Origin of the sequence: Ochrobactrum vermis (assembly GCF_002975205.1) — a bacterium.
Taxonomy (GTDB): Bacteria; Pseudomonadota; Alphaproteobacteria; order Rhizobiales; family Rhizobiaceae; genus Brucella; species Brucella vermis.
In genome coordinates, this window is the sequence record NZ_PCOC01000001.1 from 190,587 (window position 1) to 204,429 (window position 13,843).

A 13,843-nucleotide genomic window follows, 5' to 3' on the forward strand; every position below is an offset into this window, starting at 1 on the left:
TCGATTTGTGGAAAGAACGGCATTGCAAGACGACCAACTGGTAGGAGGACCAATTGACAAGCGCCAATTCACCCAATAGAAGCCCCGCTCGCGCTGCGGCACATGTCGGAAAGCCTTGGTTTTCTGGGGGCGATGATCGGTTGTCAGCGCGAGTTGGCGTGATGTAGGCAAAAACACCTGGTGTTTTTGCAACGGAAGATGCGTCGAAGCAGAATGAGGGCATGTCTCCCAAACGCGGAACCGGCTTTGGGGATACGGACATGGATAGGGCGTTTCCGGCGAATGTATTTTTGCGGGTACGCTTGATAATTTGACTGTAATTTCTGGAAGAAATTGCGGTTGTTCATATGCTTGAAGGAAGGGCAATGTGACGTTCCGGAATAATCCGGGCAACGGACCGGCTACTGGGGCGTTACGTAAATGAGCGATGTGCGGCAACCATCCCGTTGAGGGGCTATCTATGGGAACAGCTACGACTTCGGAGACTTTTGGGAAGGTGTTTCAACGCATCGCCGGAAAGTGTGCCGAGAAGTGTGCTTGCACCATGAATTTAGTTGGAAAACGCACAGGACGAAAAGCATCTTTGATGCTGGTTCGCTTTGCGCTTCGCTCGCCTTGTGATTAGACTGGGTCCTGTGGTGTAACGCAAATGAGGTGTGCCAAATGACTCTGCGTGTATCTGGAAAGCATATGGACGTCGGTGAAGCTTTCACAACCCGGATCGTTGATCGGGTGAATGAAGCTGTCGGCAAATATTTCGATCATGGCTTTTCCGGACAGGTTACGGTCACCAAGTCCGGTTCGCGTTACAGTGCGGATTGCACTTTGCACCTCGATAGCGGTGCAACCCTGCAAAGCACTGGCGACGCGCAGGATCCGCAGTTGGCTTTTGAAGCGGCTGCGGACAAGATCGAAACCCGCCTTCGCCGCTATAAGCGCCGTCTGAAGTCGCGCCCGGCTACGCAGCCAGATGCGATCTATGACGACGTTGCATATCGTGTTATGGCACCGCTGTCGGAGGAAGAGGAGGATCTTCCGGCGGATTATGCGCCGACTATCGTTGCGGAATCGTCCGTCGCTCTGCGCACCATGTCAGTGGCGTCGGCGGTCGTGGAACTGGATCTGATCGAGAACCCGGTTCTGGTATTCCGCAATGCTGGCAATGATGAAGTTAATATCGTCTACCGTCGCGCGGACGGCAATATCGGCTGGGTCGATCCATCGATGGTCACCCGGCAGGCCGCGCCACGCGCCTGACGGCAAACCTGAAGCGCACGCAGCGGATCGCGATTAGGCGGCCGCGTGCGCTTCCCAAAACCGGGCTTCAAAGGCCTGATTGAAGAAGGAACGGAGAGAATGGATCTTAGTGATCTGATTCAGCCTGGGGCGATTATCCCGGCGCTGAAAGCCAGCTCCAAAAAGCAGCTTTTGCAGATTCTATCTGAGAAGGCTGCGGAACTGACCGGTCTCCCTGAGCGTGAAGTTTTCGAAACAATTCTCCAGCGTGAGCGCCTCGGTTCCACCGGGGTAGGTAATGGCGTTGCCATTCCGCATGGCAAGCTGGCGAACATCAACAAAATAGCCGGAATCTTCGCTCGTCTGGAAACACCGGTCGATTTTGAGGCGCTGGACGATCAACCCGTCGATCTTGTTTTTCTGCTTCTCGCGCCGGAAAATGCCGGCGCGGACCATCTAAAGGCTCTCTCGCGCATTGCCCGTATGCTGCGCGACGCCGACACTGTTGCCAAATTGCGCGGCACGCATGACGCGCAGGCACTCTATTCATTCCTCACCACTCAGCCGGCTTCCAACGCCGCCTGAGTGCAAATAGTTTCGCGTAAACAAAACCGCCGTTCAGCTCGAACGGCGGTTTTGTTTGTTTGCTCGGAGAAACAATTTTCAAGGAATGGAAGCACTACAAGCAGAATGATGCTTACTGCGTGAAAACGACTAGCGGCAATTGAATGCACCGTAATCCTCCGCGCTGATCTCGCGCGGAAATGCGATACCGGCGCTTGCCGGTATCGCAGCATCAAACCCTAATGCAGCATCACCGTGCGCAGTTCGTGCTCTTGTGCACCCTGTAGTGCGGTGGCACGAACATCGGAAAGGACAATTGGCTCACCGCTGGCGCCAAAAAGCGCCCAGAGTTCCAGACCCGGTTCGATCGGTGGGAGAGCGGGGAAGCTGCGGGCAAGCTCATCAGAACGGATCTTGCGTACATAGGCAACTTCACCTTCGCCGAGATGGGCGAATTCATTTTCGGTGAAAATATGTCTGTTCATGGTCTTAGCCTCCATTTAGTCGGCATGTCATTTGCGACCACGCCGCATCAGAGCTTCACTTCTTCAATATAGCGGTATTGTGCTGAACAAAAACTGAACAAGTTCAATCCTTCACCGCTATGTTGATTCGTTTAACCAGTCGTTCGGGTTCTGGACGGTCGAGATCTATGGCCAGGAGACCATTCTTCAGATCGCAACCGAGAACCCTCATACCGTCTGCCAGAACGAACACGCGCTGGAACTGTCGGGCAGCGATGCCTCGATGCAGAAACTCGCGTTCGGTATCGTCGGTCTGGCGTCCGCGGATGACGAGCTGATTGTCTTCCGTCATGACTTCGAGGTCTTCGCTGGCAAAACCGGCCACCGCCAAAGTGATGCGCAGACGTTCGGAACCCGTCTCGCCGCGCAGGCGTTCAATATTGTAGGGCGGATAACCGTCGCCGGATTTTGCGATCCGTTCCAGCGTCTTTTCCATCGTGTCGAATCCGAGCAGCAAAGGGCTCGAAAACGGTGTCATTCTTGTCATTGCATCAGTCCTTGATGAGAAGCGACCGTTAAGAAGAGAACCCTGACGGCGTATCTCTTCGCTAACTGATATGGCTTGTGAAAAGCCTGACTTCAAGGGCCAATCCGGATTCCTTCGTTTCAGGATAAAACGACATTCAGGCACAATATAGCCGGAAAGATTAGGAGTGTTGCTATCGACGTGCTTCTGCGAGCGCTGTGCCGAAAGCCGTCGCAAAGCTCTCACGATCGTCTGGCGTAAGGAAGCTTCCTATCGCGACACTCTTTTCACGGCTCTCGATGCTCATGCCGGTAATTCCGATATCCGGCTTGCGTGCGACCTTGAAGCGAGTCCAGAACGGATTGAAGCGATGCACGGTCATCTTGCCTGACGCTGCGTATTTGCGAATATGCAAGGCAGAGCGCGACACGGAAATTTCCTCGCGAGCGCGGGCTGCACGGTAATTCCAACGAAAGGCCAGATAAATCAGCAATACGTCTAGGCCGAAAAAGCCGAAGATTGGCCAGGCGCCAATGGACCAGAAAAGAATACCGACGAATATCCAGCAGCCGATCAGGGCTCCCATCAGGATGGTGAAACCAGTCCGCCCCAGTGAACGATAGGGGGTGAGCAGGGCTTCGAAAATGGGTTTGTCGAACCGGTCAGGTTCTGCGCCGTCTGGATGATGCATAGCATTCAAGTCATCTGGCAGATTGTCCGCGTCGTCTTGAGGGGGCTGCGTCAAGCTGCTGATTGTTTTGTCGATAGGGAAACCATTATAGAGGCGGAATGGAAAAGGCCAAAATCAAATCGCCTGTGAACGCTTCTCTCGCCGCCCGCCCTCAACGTCGGGTGCGTGGTACGCTTTATACGGCGGATGAAATTCATGAGATATTCCGCCGTTTCTCCATCCAGAGGCCAGAGCCGAAGGGTGAACTTGAGCATGTGAATGCTTTTACACTTCTCGTTGCTGTTGTTCTGTCAGCGCAGGCTACCGATGCAGGCGTCAACAAAGCCACCCGTGGACTCTTTGCCGTAGCCGACACGCCACAGAAAATGCTGGCGCTCGGCGAGGAGAAAGTCGGCGACTACATTCGCACCATCGGTCTTTGGCGCAACAAGGCGAAGAATGTCATTCTTCTGTCCGAAGCGTTGATCCGCGATCACGGCGCTGAAGTGCCAGGGGATCGGGACGAACTGGTGAAGCTGCCGGGCGTCGGCCGCAAGACGGCCAACGTGGTGCTGAACATGGCTTTCGGCCAGCCGACTATGGCAGTGGACACGCATATTCTGCGTATTGGTAACCGGATCGGTCTTGCGCCTGGAAAAACGCCGGAGGCCGTGGAAGCCATCCTTGTCCGGGTCATCCCGGCGGAATACATGCTTCATGCGCATCACTGGCTCATCCTGCACGGGCGCTATACCTGCAAGGCGCGTAAGCCGGAATGCGAAAACTGTGTCATCGCCGATATCTGCAAATATCCGGCGAAAACTTGTGACGTCCCTGCGCCGCTTATCCCCTTGCCGCCGCAGGCGTGAGCCGGGCTTCGCGTTGCGAGACGGCCTTGTGCAAGTGCACCATCATTGTTGCGGCAAACAGTGGCGTCAGAAGATTGACGATGGGGATCGCCATGAAACCCGCAATCAGCAGTCCGGCCAGAAAGACCGTTACACCATAATGCGACCGTAGCGCTTTCGCCTCGGCCTCGGATCGATAGCGCATGGCTGCAAATTCGAAAAACTCACGCCCGAGCAGATAGGCGTTAATGACGAAGAAGGCGATCAGATTGACGCCGGGTATGAAGAGCATGAACAGCGCGACAATGTTGCCGAGGATGACGATGCCGAGAAATTTCAGTGAAACGAGGATGGAGCGGCCGGTCGGCAATGGTGTGCCGAGGGGATCGTTCGGATAGTCTTCGCGCTCGACGACATCTGCCACATCGTCGAGAAAGAGGCCCGCCACGAGCGCGGTGACAGGTGCGATCATCAATGCGAGCACCAGCGCCAGACCGAGACCGGCGACAATGGCGGCAACGATACCGAACCAGCCAGCCCATTCCGGCATGCCGGGCAGTATTTGTTCCATCCACGGCCAGGCAAAAGTAAAAAAGATTTGACGGGCAGCGGCCCAAAGGCCGACCAGAAGCAACAGTGTCAATCCAAGTGTCTTCCAGAAAACCGAGCGCAATTCTGGTGTGGTCAGACGTTTCAGGGCTTTCAAGGCAGCATCTAAGATCATTTTCGACCCAATTCTGAGCGTGGACGAAGATGGAAATAGGTATGCCTCCACCTTGGCGCAAGCTGCACTACCCACAATGTGGGAGGCGTGCAGGGTAGCCAAATGGGTTGCAAACGGCTAAACCCGCACCCGAATATCTATCTGATCGTATCATGCTAAAGGTAGATAGCTGGCGCCAAAGCCTCCTCCCGCCAAGTAATTGGGTGGGCTGGAGAATTGAAAAAAGGGGAGCTTCTCGCGCTCATGGCCACATTCGACGTTCTTTGCATCGGCAATGCCATTGTCGATATCATTTCGCGCACTGATGACTCTTTTCTGGAAACGAACGGTATCGTCAAAGGTGCGATGAACCTGATCGATGCGGAGCGTGCGGAATTGCTCTATAGCCGGATTGCGGGCCCTGCAACGGAAATGTCCGGTGGCAGTGCCGGAAATACGGCAGCAGGCGTGGCAAGCCTCGGCGGGCGCTCAGCCTATTTCGGCAAGGTGGCGACCGATCATCTGGGGCGTGTTTTTGCCCATGATATCCGTTCACAGGGCGTTGCCTTCGACACGCGCCCGCTGGAAAAAGGGTCACCGACCGCCCGCTCCATGATTTTCGTGACGCCGGACGGCGAACGCTCGATGAACACTTTTCTCGGCGCCTGCGTCGAGCTGGGACCGGAAGACGTCGAAACCTCGAAGGTATCCGATGCGAAGGTCACCTATTTCGAAGGCTATCTGTGGGATCCGCCACGTGCCAAGGAAGCTATCGTCATGGCATCGAAAATCGCACACGAGAAAAATCGCCAGATGGCCATGACGCTTTCTGATCCGTTTTGTGTAGACCGGTATCGCGAGGAGTTTCTGGAACTCATGCGTTCGCGCACGGTCGATATCGTCTTTGCCAATGAGGACGAGGCCAAGTCCTTGTATAAGACGAAGTCGCTTGAAACGGCGATAGCCTCCATACGCATGGATTGTGCGCTTTCGATCGTCACCCGTTCGGAAAAAGGCGCAATCATCGTCACGCCTGACCAGACCTTGACTGTTCCTGCCATCGAAATCGATACACTGATCGATACGACCGGGGCGGGCGATCTCTACGCTGCCGGTTTCCTTTATGGCTACACGAACGAGCGTTCGCTTGAAGATTGCGCTCGTCTTGGTTCCCTGGCAGCGGGTCTCATCATTCAGCAGATGGGCCCGCGTCCGCAGCTCAGTCTGCAGGCTGCTGCGAGCCAGGCTGGTCTCGTATAAGGCTTATTCCGGCCTGATGATCCGGTCGCGCTGAAGTTCTTCTTCCGTGCGCCCGGGACGGCTTTTGTAGACGGGCAGTGTCCAGCCAAAATAGAGTGCGCCCCCGCGAATGACAAATGCGGTCAAAGCTGCTGCGATTGCGCATATGGCTGGTTCAAGCTGCAGCCAGGCAAGCAGAACATAAAGATACGCACCGGCGAGCGACGCCGTGACATAGATTTCACGACGCATCAGCACGGAAGGCTCGCCAGCCACCATATCGCGCAATATGCCGCCGAGCGTGGCAGTAGAAATACCGGTCACTATAGCGACGGATGGCCCGAAGCCGAGTGCGAGCCCCTTGGCTGCGCCCAGTACCGTATAGGCCGCCATGCCGATGGCGTCGAGCCAGAGCAGGACGCGGTAGCGCGACTCGACCATATGTGCCGTGAAATAAACGAAGATGGCTGCCAGTGTACCGGCAAGCAGATAAGTGGGTTCGACAACCCAGAAAACCGGTGCGCCGAGTACGAGATCGCGGAACGTTCCGCCACCAATACCGGTAATATTGGCGAGGAACAGAAAGCCGATAATATCAAGCTGGCGGCGCGAAGCGGCGAGAGCGCCGGTCGCAGCGAAAACGAAAACGCCTGCGAAGTTCAGAAACTCAGGAATCGTCACGCTGCAGGTCTCCTCCATACATCCTGCGACAATTTTTCACCGGTTGGCTGCAATAGCAATATGCACTTCATTGCAAAGCGGACCGCAGATATGAAAAGAGCGGCAGACAAAGCCGCCGCTCCTGATTCATCAGTTATTACTGAAATCAGACATTGCCCTCGGAAGCAGCTCCGCCATTATCGACGGCTACCTTCGGGCCTCCCTTTGACACACCGACCATAGCGGGGCGCAGAACTCGGTCCCCAATGGCGTAACCATCTTGCACCACCTGCACGACGGTGTTGTTCGGCAAATCCTGATTTGGCACTTCGAACATGGCCTGATGGAAATTCGGATCGAACTTCTGGCCTTCCGGTTCCAGTTTCTTGACGCCATGACGTTCCAGAGCCTGCAGCATGGCGCGTTCGGTCATCTCGACGCCGTCCGCAAGCGATTTCAGGCTTGCGTCGGTGGCCAGAGCATCGGCAGGAATAGCCTCGAGTGCACGGCGCAGATTGTCGGAAACCGACAGCATGTCGCGCGCGAAATTGGTCACGGCGTAGGTGCGCGCATCCTGCACATCACGCTGGGTGCGTTTGCGTAGATTTTCCATCTCAGCCGCAGCGCGCAAGAGCTGGTCTTTCAGCTCGCCGTTATCGGCTTCGAGCGCGAGAAGCCGGTTAGCGGTTTCATCAGCCGCGTTGTCCGCTTCGTCTTCCGCAACTTCCGCGCTGGCTTCCGCCTTGCGCGCTTTCAGGAAATCGGCGGCAGCCCGGTTCAGCGCCTCACGATCCCGTGGATTGTTGATGTCGCGCTGCTCAAGATCGGGGTTCTGGGTTTTGTTCTTATCGTCAGACATAATGCTTCTTCCGTCTTGAATATCTTCTGGGGCGGATATCGAGTTTCATGCCATTAAAATCAAGGCTTAATTTCTGCTGACCCGGTAAGATTGACATCTCACCGCAACAGTCTCGACACGATCTGCGCCGTATAGTCCACCATCGGCACTATGCGCGCATAATTGAGGCGGGTCGGACCGATGACGCCAAGCGCCCCGACCACACGCTGTTCACTGTCGCGATAGGGCGCGACCACCAGCGACGAGCCGGAAAGCGAAAACAGCTTGTTTTCCGAGCCGATGAAAATGCGCACGCCCGAGCCGGTTTCGGCCAGATCCAGAAGCTGGACCATGCCGTCCTTGGTTTCCAGATCGTCGAAGAGATGGCGCAGGCGCTCGATATCTTCTTGAGCGTGAATGTTTTCCAGAAGATTGGCGCGTCCGCGCACGATCAGTCGCGATGGCTGGTCCGCACCGGTGCCGCCCCAGACGGCGAGGCCCTGTTCGACAAGTTCCTGCGAAAGCTGGTCGAGTTCCTGACGGGTTTCTTCCATCAGCACCTTAAGCTCGGCTTTAGCTTCGGAAAGCGTATGGCCGTGAATATGGGCGTTGAGGAAATTCGACGCTTCAATCAGCTGCGATGCGCTGATGCCGACCGGCAGATTGATGACGCGGTTTTCCACGTCGCCATTTTGCATCACCAGCACGGCCAGCGCACGGGTCGGCTCCAGCCGCACGAATTCGATATGTTTCAGCGCGCCTTCCGTCTTGGTGGCAAGCACCAGACCGGCACCACGCGACAGGCCGGACAGAACCTGACTTGCCTCGGTCAGCACACTTTCAACCGAATTGCTGTTTCCGGCGGCGCGCACCTGCGCCTCGATGGATGAGCGTTCGCCCGGCGGCAGATCACCGACTTCCATAAAGGCATCGACGAAAAAGCGCAGGCCGATCTGTGTCGGCAGGCGGCCCGCCGATATATGCGGTGCATAGATCAGGCCCAGATGCTCCAGATCGCTCATCACGTTACGAATGGTGGCAGGCGAGAGCGAATGCGGCAGCAGGCGGGACAGATTGCGCGATCCCACCGGGTCGCCGTCGTTGAGATAGCTCTCGACGACCAGCCGGAAAATTTCGCGCGACCGCTGGTCGAGCGAATTCAAAAGCTGATGTTCAGGCGATTTCATCATGATAGAGCGGCGAACCTGTTGATTGCTTGTCCTAAATATAAGGTTGCTGCGCCAAGCGTCAAAGCCTTTAGCTCCATACTGGCAATCCTCTCAACATATCTTTGGCTACGGACAGATGTGAAATGCCTTTCTATTTGCGCCCGGGGGGCCTAAAAAGCCGCACGGAAAACTTTGAATCCCAAAAAACTCGATCAAGGAATTTACTATATGCGTCCATCCAAGCGTGCTGCCGACGAAATGCGCGCCGTCTCTTTCGAGCGCGGCATCTCCAAACATGCGGAAGGCTCCTGCCTGGTCAAATTTGGCGACACGCATGTTCTGTGCACGGCAAGCCTTGAGGAAAAGGTGCCGGGCTGGATGCGCAATACCGGCAAGGGCTGGGTCACGGCGGAATACGGCATGCTGCCGCGCTCGACTGGCGACCGTATGCGCCGCGAAGCCGCTGCTGGCAAGCAGGGCGGACGCACGCAGGAAATCCAGCGTCTGATCGGACGCAGCCTGCGCGCTGTCGTTGACATGCAGGCGCTTGGCGAAGTGCAAATCACGGTGGACTGCGATGTCATTCAGGCCGATGGCGGCACGCGCACGGCAGCCATCACCGGCGGCTGGGTGGCCCTGCATGAATGTCTGCGCTGGATGGAAGCACGCCAGATGGTGCGGGTCGAAAAGGTGCTGAAAGACCACGTCGCGGCCATTTCCTGCGGTATCTATGAAGGCAATCCTGTTCTCGATCTGGACTATGCGGAAGATTCCGTCGCACAGACCGACAGCAATTTTGTCATGACCGGCACGGGCGGCATTGTTGAAATTCAGGGCACCGCCGAAGGCGCGCCTTTCTCGGAAGAAGAATTCCTGAACCTGATGAAGCTGGCGCGTAGCGGCGTCGATCGCCTCGTGTCACTACAGAAGATGGCGGTAGCCTGACGGTTCACCGTTATTCCGGCTCTGGCGGCCTGCAAATGGCGTTCTTTTTCGCTTCCGGTGCTCATGTACTTTAAGTACACTCCGCTCCGGGTCTCAAAGACCACCATTTTCGGCTCGCCATAACCGGAATCTCGACGAACCGTATCGGATGCGTCGCAACCGAGGGAAAATCCATGCGCGCTGCACGTATTCTTGAAACGGCTCTCTATGTTCGCGACGTCGCGGAGGCGGTAGAATTCTATCGCGACACGATGGGGCTGGAACCAGTAGGCCAGCTCAGCGAACGCAACGCTTTCTTCCGCTGCGGCGAGGGCATTTTGCTGCTCTTCAAGGCGGAAGAAACCTTGAAGCCGCCTTTGTCAGGCCACCTGCCTGTGCCCCCGCATGGCACGACGGGGCCGGGTCATATATGTTTTGCCGCAAGCCGCACCGAGATTGAGGACTGGCGGAAACATCTGGAAAAGCATGGCGTCGCCATTGAGGCCGGTTTCGATTGGCCCAATGGCGCACATTCGATTTATTTCCGCGATCCATCCGGCAATTCGCTGGAGATTGCCGAACCCAAACTATGGAATTGAAAATGAGAACGCTGGAAAAGGGCAAGCTGATTGTCGCCTCGCACAATGCGGGCAAGCTGAAGGAATTCGACGGGCTGATTGGCCCGTTCGGCTTCGATGTCAGCTCTGTCGCGGCACTTGGCCTGCCGGAGCCGGACGAGACCGGCACCACGTTTGAGGAAAACGCCTATATCAAGGCGCTTGCTGCGGCTGAAGCCACCGGCTTGCCCGCTTTGTCCGACGATTCCGGCCTGATGGTCGATGCGCTGGACGGTGAGCCGGGCGTTTACACAGCCAACTGGGCCGAGACCGAAGACGGCACGCGTGATTTCAACTTGGCGATGCGCAAGGTCGAAGATCTTTTGCAGGAAAAAGGCGCGACAACAGCAAACAAGCGCGGCGCGCGTTTTGTCTCTGTCATCTGCCTTGCATGGCCGAATGGCGAAGCGGAATATTTCCGCGGTGAAGTGGAAGGCGTTCTGATATGGCCGCCACGTGGTACGACCGGCTTCGGCTATGATCCGGTTTTCCTGCCGGATGGCCATGAAAAGACCTTTGGCGAAATGACTGCCGACGAGAAGCACGGCTGGAAGCCCGGCGACGCCGACGCCCTGTCGCATCGCGCCCGCGCCTTCAAGCTTTTTGCCGAAAAGGCGCTCAATGTGGAGCAGGTTTCCGCGAAATGAACAAGCTGTTTCCCCCTTTGCAGGCGATCGATACAGCCAGCGCGTTTCCTATCGCGCGGGTGAACGGGGAAAATGCGTTCGGCGTTTATGTGCATTGGCCGTTCTGTCTGGCCAAATGCCCTTATTGCGACTTCAACAGCCATGTCCGTCACAAGCCGGTAGATCAGGCGCGGTTTTCCGAGGCCTTCCGACGCGAGATGGAAACGCTGCGTGAGCGCACCGGCCCGCGCACCGTGACCAGTATTTTTCTGGGCGGTGGCACGCCATCGCTGATGCAGCCTGAAACGGTGGGTGCGCTGCTGGACAACATTGCATCCCATTGGTCTGTCGCCCCGGACATCGAAGTGACGTTGGAAGCCAACCCGACCAGTGTGGAAGCTGACCGTTTTCGCGGCTATCGCGCCGCAGGCGTCAATCGCGTCTCGCTGGGCATTCAGGCGCTCAACGATCCCGATCTGCGCCGTCTCGGTCGCATGCATTCGGTCGAGGAGGCAAAGGCGGCCATTCGCTTGGCGCGTGAGATTTTTCCGCGCCTGTCCTTCGATCTGATCTATGCGCGCTCGAACCAGACCATTGAGGCTTGGCGCGAAGAGCTGAAGGAAGCCATAGGACTGGCTGCTGATCACCTCTCGCTCTACCAGTTGACCATCGAGGAAGGCACTCAGTTCTATAATCTCTGGAAGGCTGGCAAGCTGACCACGCCGGAGCCGGATCACGCCGCAGCGCTCTATGAAGAAACGCAAAGGATCACGGCGGAGCATGGTCTTCCGGCCTATGAAATTTCCAATCATGCAGTGCCGGGGCGTGAATCGCAGCACAATCTCGTCTATTGGCGCTATGGGCAATATGTCGGCATCGGCCCCGGCGCGCATGGGCGTTTCGTGGAAAGCGACGTTCGCACCGTAACGATGACGGAAAAGCATCCGGAAACCTGGCTCGATCACGTTGAACGGCGTGGCCACGGCATTGTCGAGGAAGAATATCTCGACGGCGGGCAAGAGGGCGACGAGTTTCTGATGATGGGGCTTCGTCTGCGCGAGGGCATCGATCTGGATCGCTACAAGCGGCTGTCGGGTCACGATGTCGACCAGAAGCGTCTGGCGAAACTCATTGCCGAGGGCATGATCGAGACGATGGGCGGCAGCTTCATTCGCGCAACGCCGGACGGTGCGCTGGTGCTGGATGCGCTGGTCGCCGATCTGGCCGCATAAAGGACCCATGATGACGGAAGAAACAGGCGCCCAGAATCTTGGCGATGGACGGCGCGATTATGTGGTGGGTGGCACGGCCATGCGCGCCCGTCCGCTGGAGCCCGCGCTCTATATTGTCTCCACGCCGATCGGTAATCTTGGCGATATGACGCTGCGCGGCATCGAAACGCTCGCCGCAGCCGATGTTCTGGCTTGCGAGGACACCCGTGTGACCCGCGTTCTCCTCGACCGCTACGGCATTTCCCGCCGTCCGATCAGCTATCACGAGCACAATGCTGCGGAGGCTGGTGAAAAGCTGATTGCGGCACTGACAGCGGGTAAAAGCGTTGCGCTGGTGTCCGATGCGGGCACGCCGCTCATTTCCGATCCGGGTTTTCGTCTGGTCGGAGAAGCACGCGAGGCGGGTATTCGTGTCGTTCCCATTCCGGGCGCTTCCGCCGTTCTGGCCGCACTTGCCGCTTCGGGCCTGCCGACCGATGCCTTCATGTTCTGTGGCTTCCTGCCGTCCAAGCACGGGCAAAAGCAGACGAAACTCGAAAGTCTCAAGGGCATCGACGCGACGCTGGTTTTCTATGAATCGCCCAACCGGACTGCAGCGACGCTGACCGAAATGGCCGAAGTGTTCGGGACGGATCGTCTGGGCGCGCTCTGCCGCGAACTGACCAAGGCCTATGAAACCATTCGCACCGCGCCACTGGGTGAACTGGCGAAGGAGTTCGACGGCGAGGATCGCATTCGCGGTGAAGTGGTTCTGCTGGTCGGACCGCCGACAGGCAATGCCATTCCGCAAAGTGAGGAAGACATCGACAAGCTGCTTCTGTCGCTTGCCGCAGAGCTGCCGCCATCCAAGGCGGCAGGCGAAGCGGCGCGCATGACCGGCGGACAGAAATCGGTTCTCTATCAGCGTCTTATGCAACTGAAATTGGATCAGCAATGACAGGCCTCCGCGAGAAAAAGCGCATTGCTTTCTTTCGCGGACACTGCGCCGAACGCTTTGCGGCGATGGTGCTTCTTCTGAAAGGTTTTCGCATTGTCGCGCGACGCTATCGGACACGGCTCGGCGAAATCGACCTGAACGCCCGGCGGGGCAATCTGGTGCTGATCGTCGAGGTCAAGGCGCGGAGCAGTCTGGAAGCAGCGCAACTCGCCGTCACACCGCAGGCGATGCACCGTATCGAAGCCGCAGCCGATCTCTGGCTGCTACGCCAGCCCGACCATGCCCGCCTGTCGCTGCGCTTCGACCTGATTGCCGTGCTGCCGCTCCGCCTGCCGAAACACGTTCCGGCGTTCTTCACGAGCGGCGCTTATCGATAAGTCTATGTAAATCCTATAAAAATTGTGGGATATATTTCCGGTCTTATGGGAAATTAAAATCCCGCAATCGGCTGTTTTGAGAAAAAGTGATGCTCGCCATCATTTTCGCGCGCAAGCACGTTTCTTATAAATCTCCCGCTCTCCATAGATAATGGCGCCAACTTTCACAAGACGCATTCCCGCACGCGAAACCGGTATCCACTTTCGCTGGAA

The 13,843-nt window shown here is 56.9% G+C and carries 17 protein-coding genes; 10 read left to right on the forward strand and 7 right to left on the reverse strand.

Annotated elements, in window-relative coordinates:
* The first annotated feature begins 663 nt into the window (after positions 1-663).
* Positions 664-1,257 carry a ribosome hibernation-promoting factor, HPF/YfiA family gene (hpf, locus tag CQZ93_RS00870; protein WP_105540902.1) on the forward strand — a complete coding sequence of 198 codons (594 nt, stop codon included), beginning with the start codon at positions 664-666 and terminating at the stop codon, positions 1,255-1,257.
* Positions 1,258-1,356: 99 nt separating this feature from the next.
* Positions 1,357-1,821, forward strand: coding sequence for a PTS IIA-like nitrogen regulatory protein PtsN (ptsN, locus tag CQZ93_RS00875; protein WP_105540903.1), 465 nt, complete (start codon positions 1,357-1,359; stop codon positions 1,819-1,821).
* Positions 1,822-2,039: 218 nt separating this feature from the next.
* Here the strand turns inward: ptsN and CQZ93_RS00880 are convergent, their stop codons facing one another.
* The 3 genes from CQZ93_RS00880 to CQZ93_RS00890 all read right to left on the reverse strand — a co-directional run bounded on the left by CQZ93_RS00880 (position 2,040) and on the right by CQZ93_RS00890 (position 3,481).
* The gene (locus CQZ93_RS00880; protein ID WP_105540904.1) at positions 2,040-2,285 is read right to left on the reverse strand and encodes a BQ00720 family protein; all 246 of its coding nucleotides are present in this window, start codon (positions 2,283-2,285) and stop codon (positions 2,040-2,042) included.
* Between the two features lie 103 nt (positions 2,286-2,388).
* Positions 2,389-2,811 (reverse strand): Hsp20 family protein, encoded by a 423-nt coding sequence (locus CQZ93_RS00885; protein WP_105540905.1) that lies wholly within the window; start codon positions 2,809-2,811, stop codon positions 2,389-2,391.
* A gap of 172 nt (positions 2,812-2,983) precedes the next feature.
* Positions 2,984-3,481, reverse strand: a complete 498-nt coding sequence (locus CQZ93_RS00890; RefSeq protein ID WP_105540906.1) for a DUF2244 domain-containing protein — start codon at positions 3,479-3,481, stop codon at positions 2,984-2,986.
* 98 nt (positions 3,482-3,579) lie between these two features.
* On the opposite strand from CQZ93_RS00890, the gene nth reads away from it, so the two are divergent.
* Positions 3,580-4,329: an endonuclease III gene (gene nth, locus CQZ93_RS00895; protein ID WP_105540907.1), complete on the forward strand. Its 750-nt coding sequence runs from the start codon at positions 3,580-3,582 to the stop codon at positions 4,327-4,329.
* Here the strand turns inward: nth and CQZ93_RS00900 are convergent.
* The gene (locus tag CQZ93_RS00900; protein WP_105540908.1) at positions 4,304-5,032 is read right to left on the reverse strand and encodes a sulfate transporter family protein; all 729 of its coding nucleotides are present in this window, start codon (positions 5,030-5,032) and stop codon (positions 4,304-4,306) included. The two genes, nth and CQZ93_RS00900, sit on opposite strands and share 26 nt — an antisense overlap.
* Positions 5,033-5,275: 243 nt before the next feature.
* Here CQZ93_RS00900 and CQZ93_RS00905 point away from each other — a divergent pair, with 243 nt between their 5' ends.
* The gene (locus CQZ93_RS00905) at positions 5,276-6,271 is read left to right on the forward strand and encodes an adenosine kinase (RefSeq protein WP_105540909.1); all 996 of its coding nucleotides are present in this window, start codon (positions 5,276-5,278) and stop codon (positions 6,269-6,271) included.
* 3 nt (positions 6,272-6,274) lie between these two features.
* Here the strand turns inward: CQZ93_RS00905 and CQZ93_RS00910 are convergent, their stop codons facing one another.
* The 3 genes from CQZ93_RS00910 to hrcA all read right to left on the reverse strand — a co-directional run bounded on the left by CQZ93_RS00910 (position 6,275) and on the right by hrcA (position 8,938).
* Positions 6,275-6,931, reverse strand: coding sequence for a trimeric intracellular cation channel family protein (locus tag CQZ93_RS00910; RefSeq protein ID WP_105543122.1), 657 nt, complete (start codon positions 6,929-6,931; stop codon positions 6,275-6,277).
* A gap of 145 nt (positions 6,932-7,076) precedes the next feature.
* Positions 7,077-7,769 carry a nucleotide exchange factor GrpE gene (grpE, locus tag CQZ93_RS00915; RefSeq protein WP_105540910.1) on the reverse strand — a complete coding sequence of 231 codons (693 nt, stop codon included), beginning with the start codon at positions 7,767-7,769 and terminating at the stop codon, positions 7,077-7,079.
* A 98-nt stretch (positions 7,770-7,867) separates the two neighbouring features.
* Positions 7,868-8,938, reverse strand: coding sequence for a heat-inducible transcriptional repressor HrcA (gene hrcA, locus CQZ93_RS00920; protein WP_105540911.1), 1,071 nt, complete (start codon positions 8,936-8,938; stop codon positions 7,868-7,870).
* A gap of 207 nt (positions 8,939-9,145) precedes the next feature.
* Here hrcA and rph point away from each other — a divergent pair, with 207 nt between their 5' ends.
* The 6 genes from rph to CQZ93_RS00950 all read left to right on the forward strand — a co-directional run bounded on the left by rph (position 9,146) and on the right by CQZ93_RS00950 (position 13,630).
* Positions 9,146-9,862: a ribonuclease PH gene (gene rph, locus CQZ93_RS00925; RefSeq protein WP_105543123.1), complete on the forward strand. Its 717-nt coding sequence runs from the start codon at positions 9,146-9,148 to the stop codon at positions 9,860-9,862.
* Positions 9,863-10,035: 173 nt separating this feature from the next.
* Entirely contained in the window at positions 10,036-10,440 is a 405-nt protein-coding gene (locus CQZ93_RS00930; RefSeq protein ID WP_105540912.1) for a VOC family protein, read from the forward strand.
* 2 nt (positions 10,441-10,442) lie between these two features.
* Positions 10,443-11,105 (forward strand): RdgB/HAM1 family non-canonical purine NTP pyrophosphatase, encoded by a 663-nt coding sequence (gene rdgB, locus CQZ93_RS00935; RefSeq protein WP_105543124.1) that lies wholly within the window; start codon positions 10,443-10,445, stop codon positions 11,103-11,105.
* On the forward strand, positions 11,102-12,316 hold the full coding sequence (hemW, locus tag CQZ93_RS00940) for a radical SAM family heme chaperone HemW (RefSeq protein ID WP_105540913.1): 1,215 nt from the start codon (positions 11,102-11,104) through the stop codon (positions 12,314-12,316). The genes rdgB and hemW overlap by 4 nt, the downstream gene beginning before the upstream one ends.
* Before the next feature lie 10 nt (positions 12,317-12,326).
* Positions 12,327-13,253: a 16S rRNA (cytidine(1402)-2'-O)-methyltransferase gene (rsmI, locus tag CQZ93_RS00945; RefSeq protein WP_105543125.1), complete on the forward strand. Its 927-nt coding sequence runs from the start codon at positions 12,327-12,329 to the stop codon at positions 13,251-13,253.
* Entirely contained in the window at positions 13,250-13,630 is a 381-nt protein-coding gene (locus CQZ93_RS00950) for a YraN family protein (RefSeq protein WP_105540914.1), read from the forward strand. Before rsmI ends, CQZ93_RS00950 begins: the two co-directional genes overlap by 4 nt.
* Positions 13,631-13,843: the final 213 nt, after the last annotated feature.

What these genes read in the sequence shown, in the direction of transcription:
- CQZ93_RS00885 (WP_105540905.1), bottom strand. Translation starts at nt 2,811, where the DNA reads ATGACAAGAATGACACCGTTTTCGAGCCCTTTGCTGCTCGGATTCGAC.
- CQZ93_RS00905 (WP_105540909.1), top strand. Translation starts at nt 5,276, where the DNA reads ATGGCCACATTCGACGTTCTTTGCATCGGCAATGCCATTGTCGATATC.
- nth (WP_105540907.1), top strand. Translation starts at nt 3,580, where the DNA reads ATGGAAAAGGCCAAAATCAAATCGCCTGTGAACGCTTCTCTCGCCGCC.
- rsmI (WP_105543125.1), top strand. Translation starts at nt 12,327, where the DNA reads ATGACGGAAGAAACAGGCGCCCAGAATCTTGGCGATGGACGGCGCGAT.
- ptsN (WP_105540903.1), top strand. Translation starts at nt 1,357, where the DNA reads ATGGATCTTAGTGATCTGATTCAGCCTGGGGCGATTATCCCGGCGCTG.
- hpf (WP_105540902.1), top strand. Translation starts at nt 664, where the DNA reads ATGACTCTGCGTGTATCTGGAAAGCATATGGACGTCGGTGAAGCTTTC.
- rph (WP_105543123.1), top strand. Translation starts at nt 9,146, where the DNA reads ATGCGTCCATCCAAGCGTGCTGCCGACGAAATGCGCGCCGTCTCTTTC.
- hrcA (WP_105540911.1), bottom strand. Translation starts at nt 8,938, where the DNA reads ATGATGAAATCGCCTGAACATCAGCTTTTGAATTCGCTCGACCAGCGG.
- CQZ93_RS00950 (WP_105540914.1), top strand. Translation starts at nt 13,250, where the DNA reads ATGACAGGCCTCCGCGAGAAAAAGCGCATTGCTTTCTTTCGCGGACAC.
- CQZ93_RS00880 (WP_105540904.1), bottom strand. Translation starts at nt 2,285, where the DNA reads ATGAACAGACATATTTTCACCGAAAATGAATTCGCCCATCTCGGCGAA.
- rdgB (WP_105543124.1), top strand. Translation starts at nt 10,443, where the DNA reads ATGAGAACGCTGGAAAAGGGCAAGCTGATTGTCGCCTCGCACAATGCG.
- CQZ93_RS00900 (WP_105540908.1), bottom strand. Translation starts at nt 5,032, where the DNA reads ATGATCTTAGATGCTGCCTTGAAAGCCCTGAAACGTCTGACCACACCA.
- hemW (WP_105540913.1), top strand. Translation starts at nt 11,102, where the DNA reads ATGAACAAGCTGTTTCCCCCTTTGCAGGCGATCGATACAGCCAGCGCG.
- grpE (WP_105540910.1), bottom strand. Translation starts at nt 7,769, where the DNA reads ATGTCTGACGATAAGAACAAAACCCAGAACCCCGATCTTGAGCAGCGC.
- CQZ93_RS00930 (WP_105540912.1), top strand. Translation starts at nt 10,036, where the DNA reads ATGCGCGCTGCACGTATTCTTGAAACGGCTCTCTATGTTCGCGACGTC.
- CQZ93_RS00890 (WP_105540906.1), bottom strand. Translation starts at nt 3,481, where the DNA reads ATGCATCATCCAGACGGCGCAGAACCTGACCGGTTCGACAAACCCATT.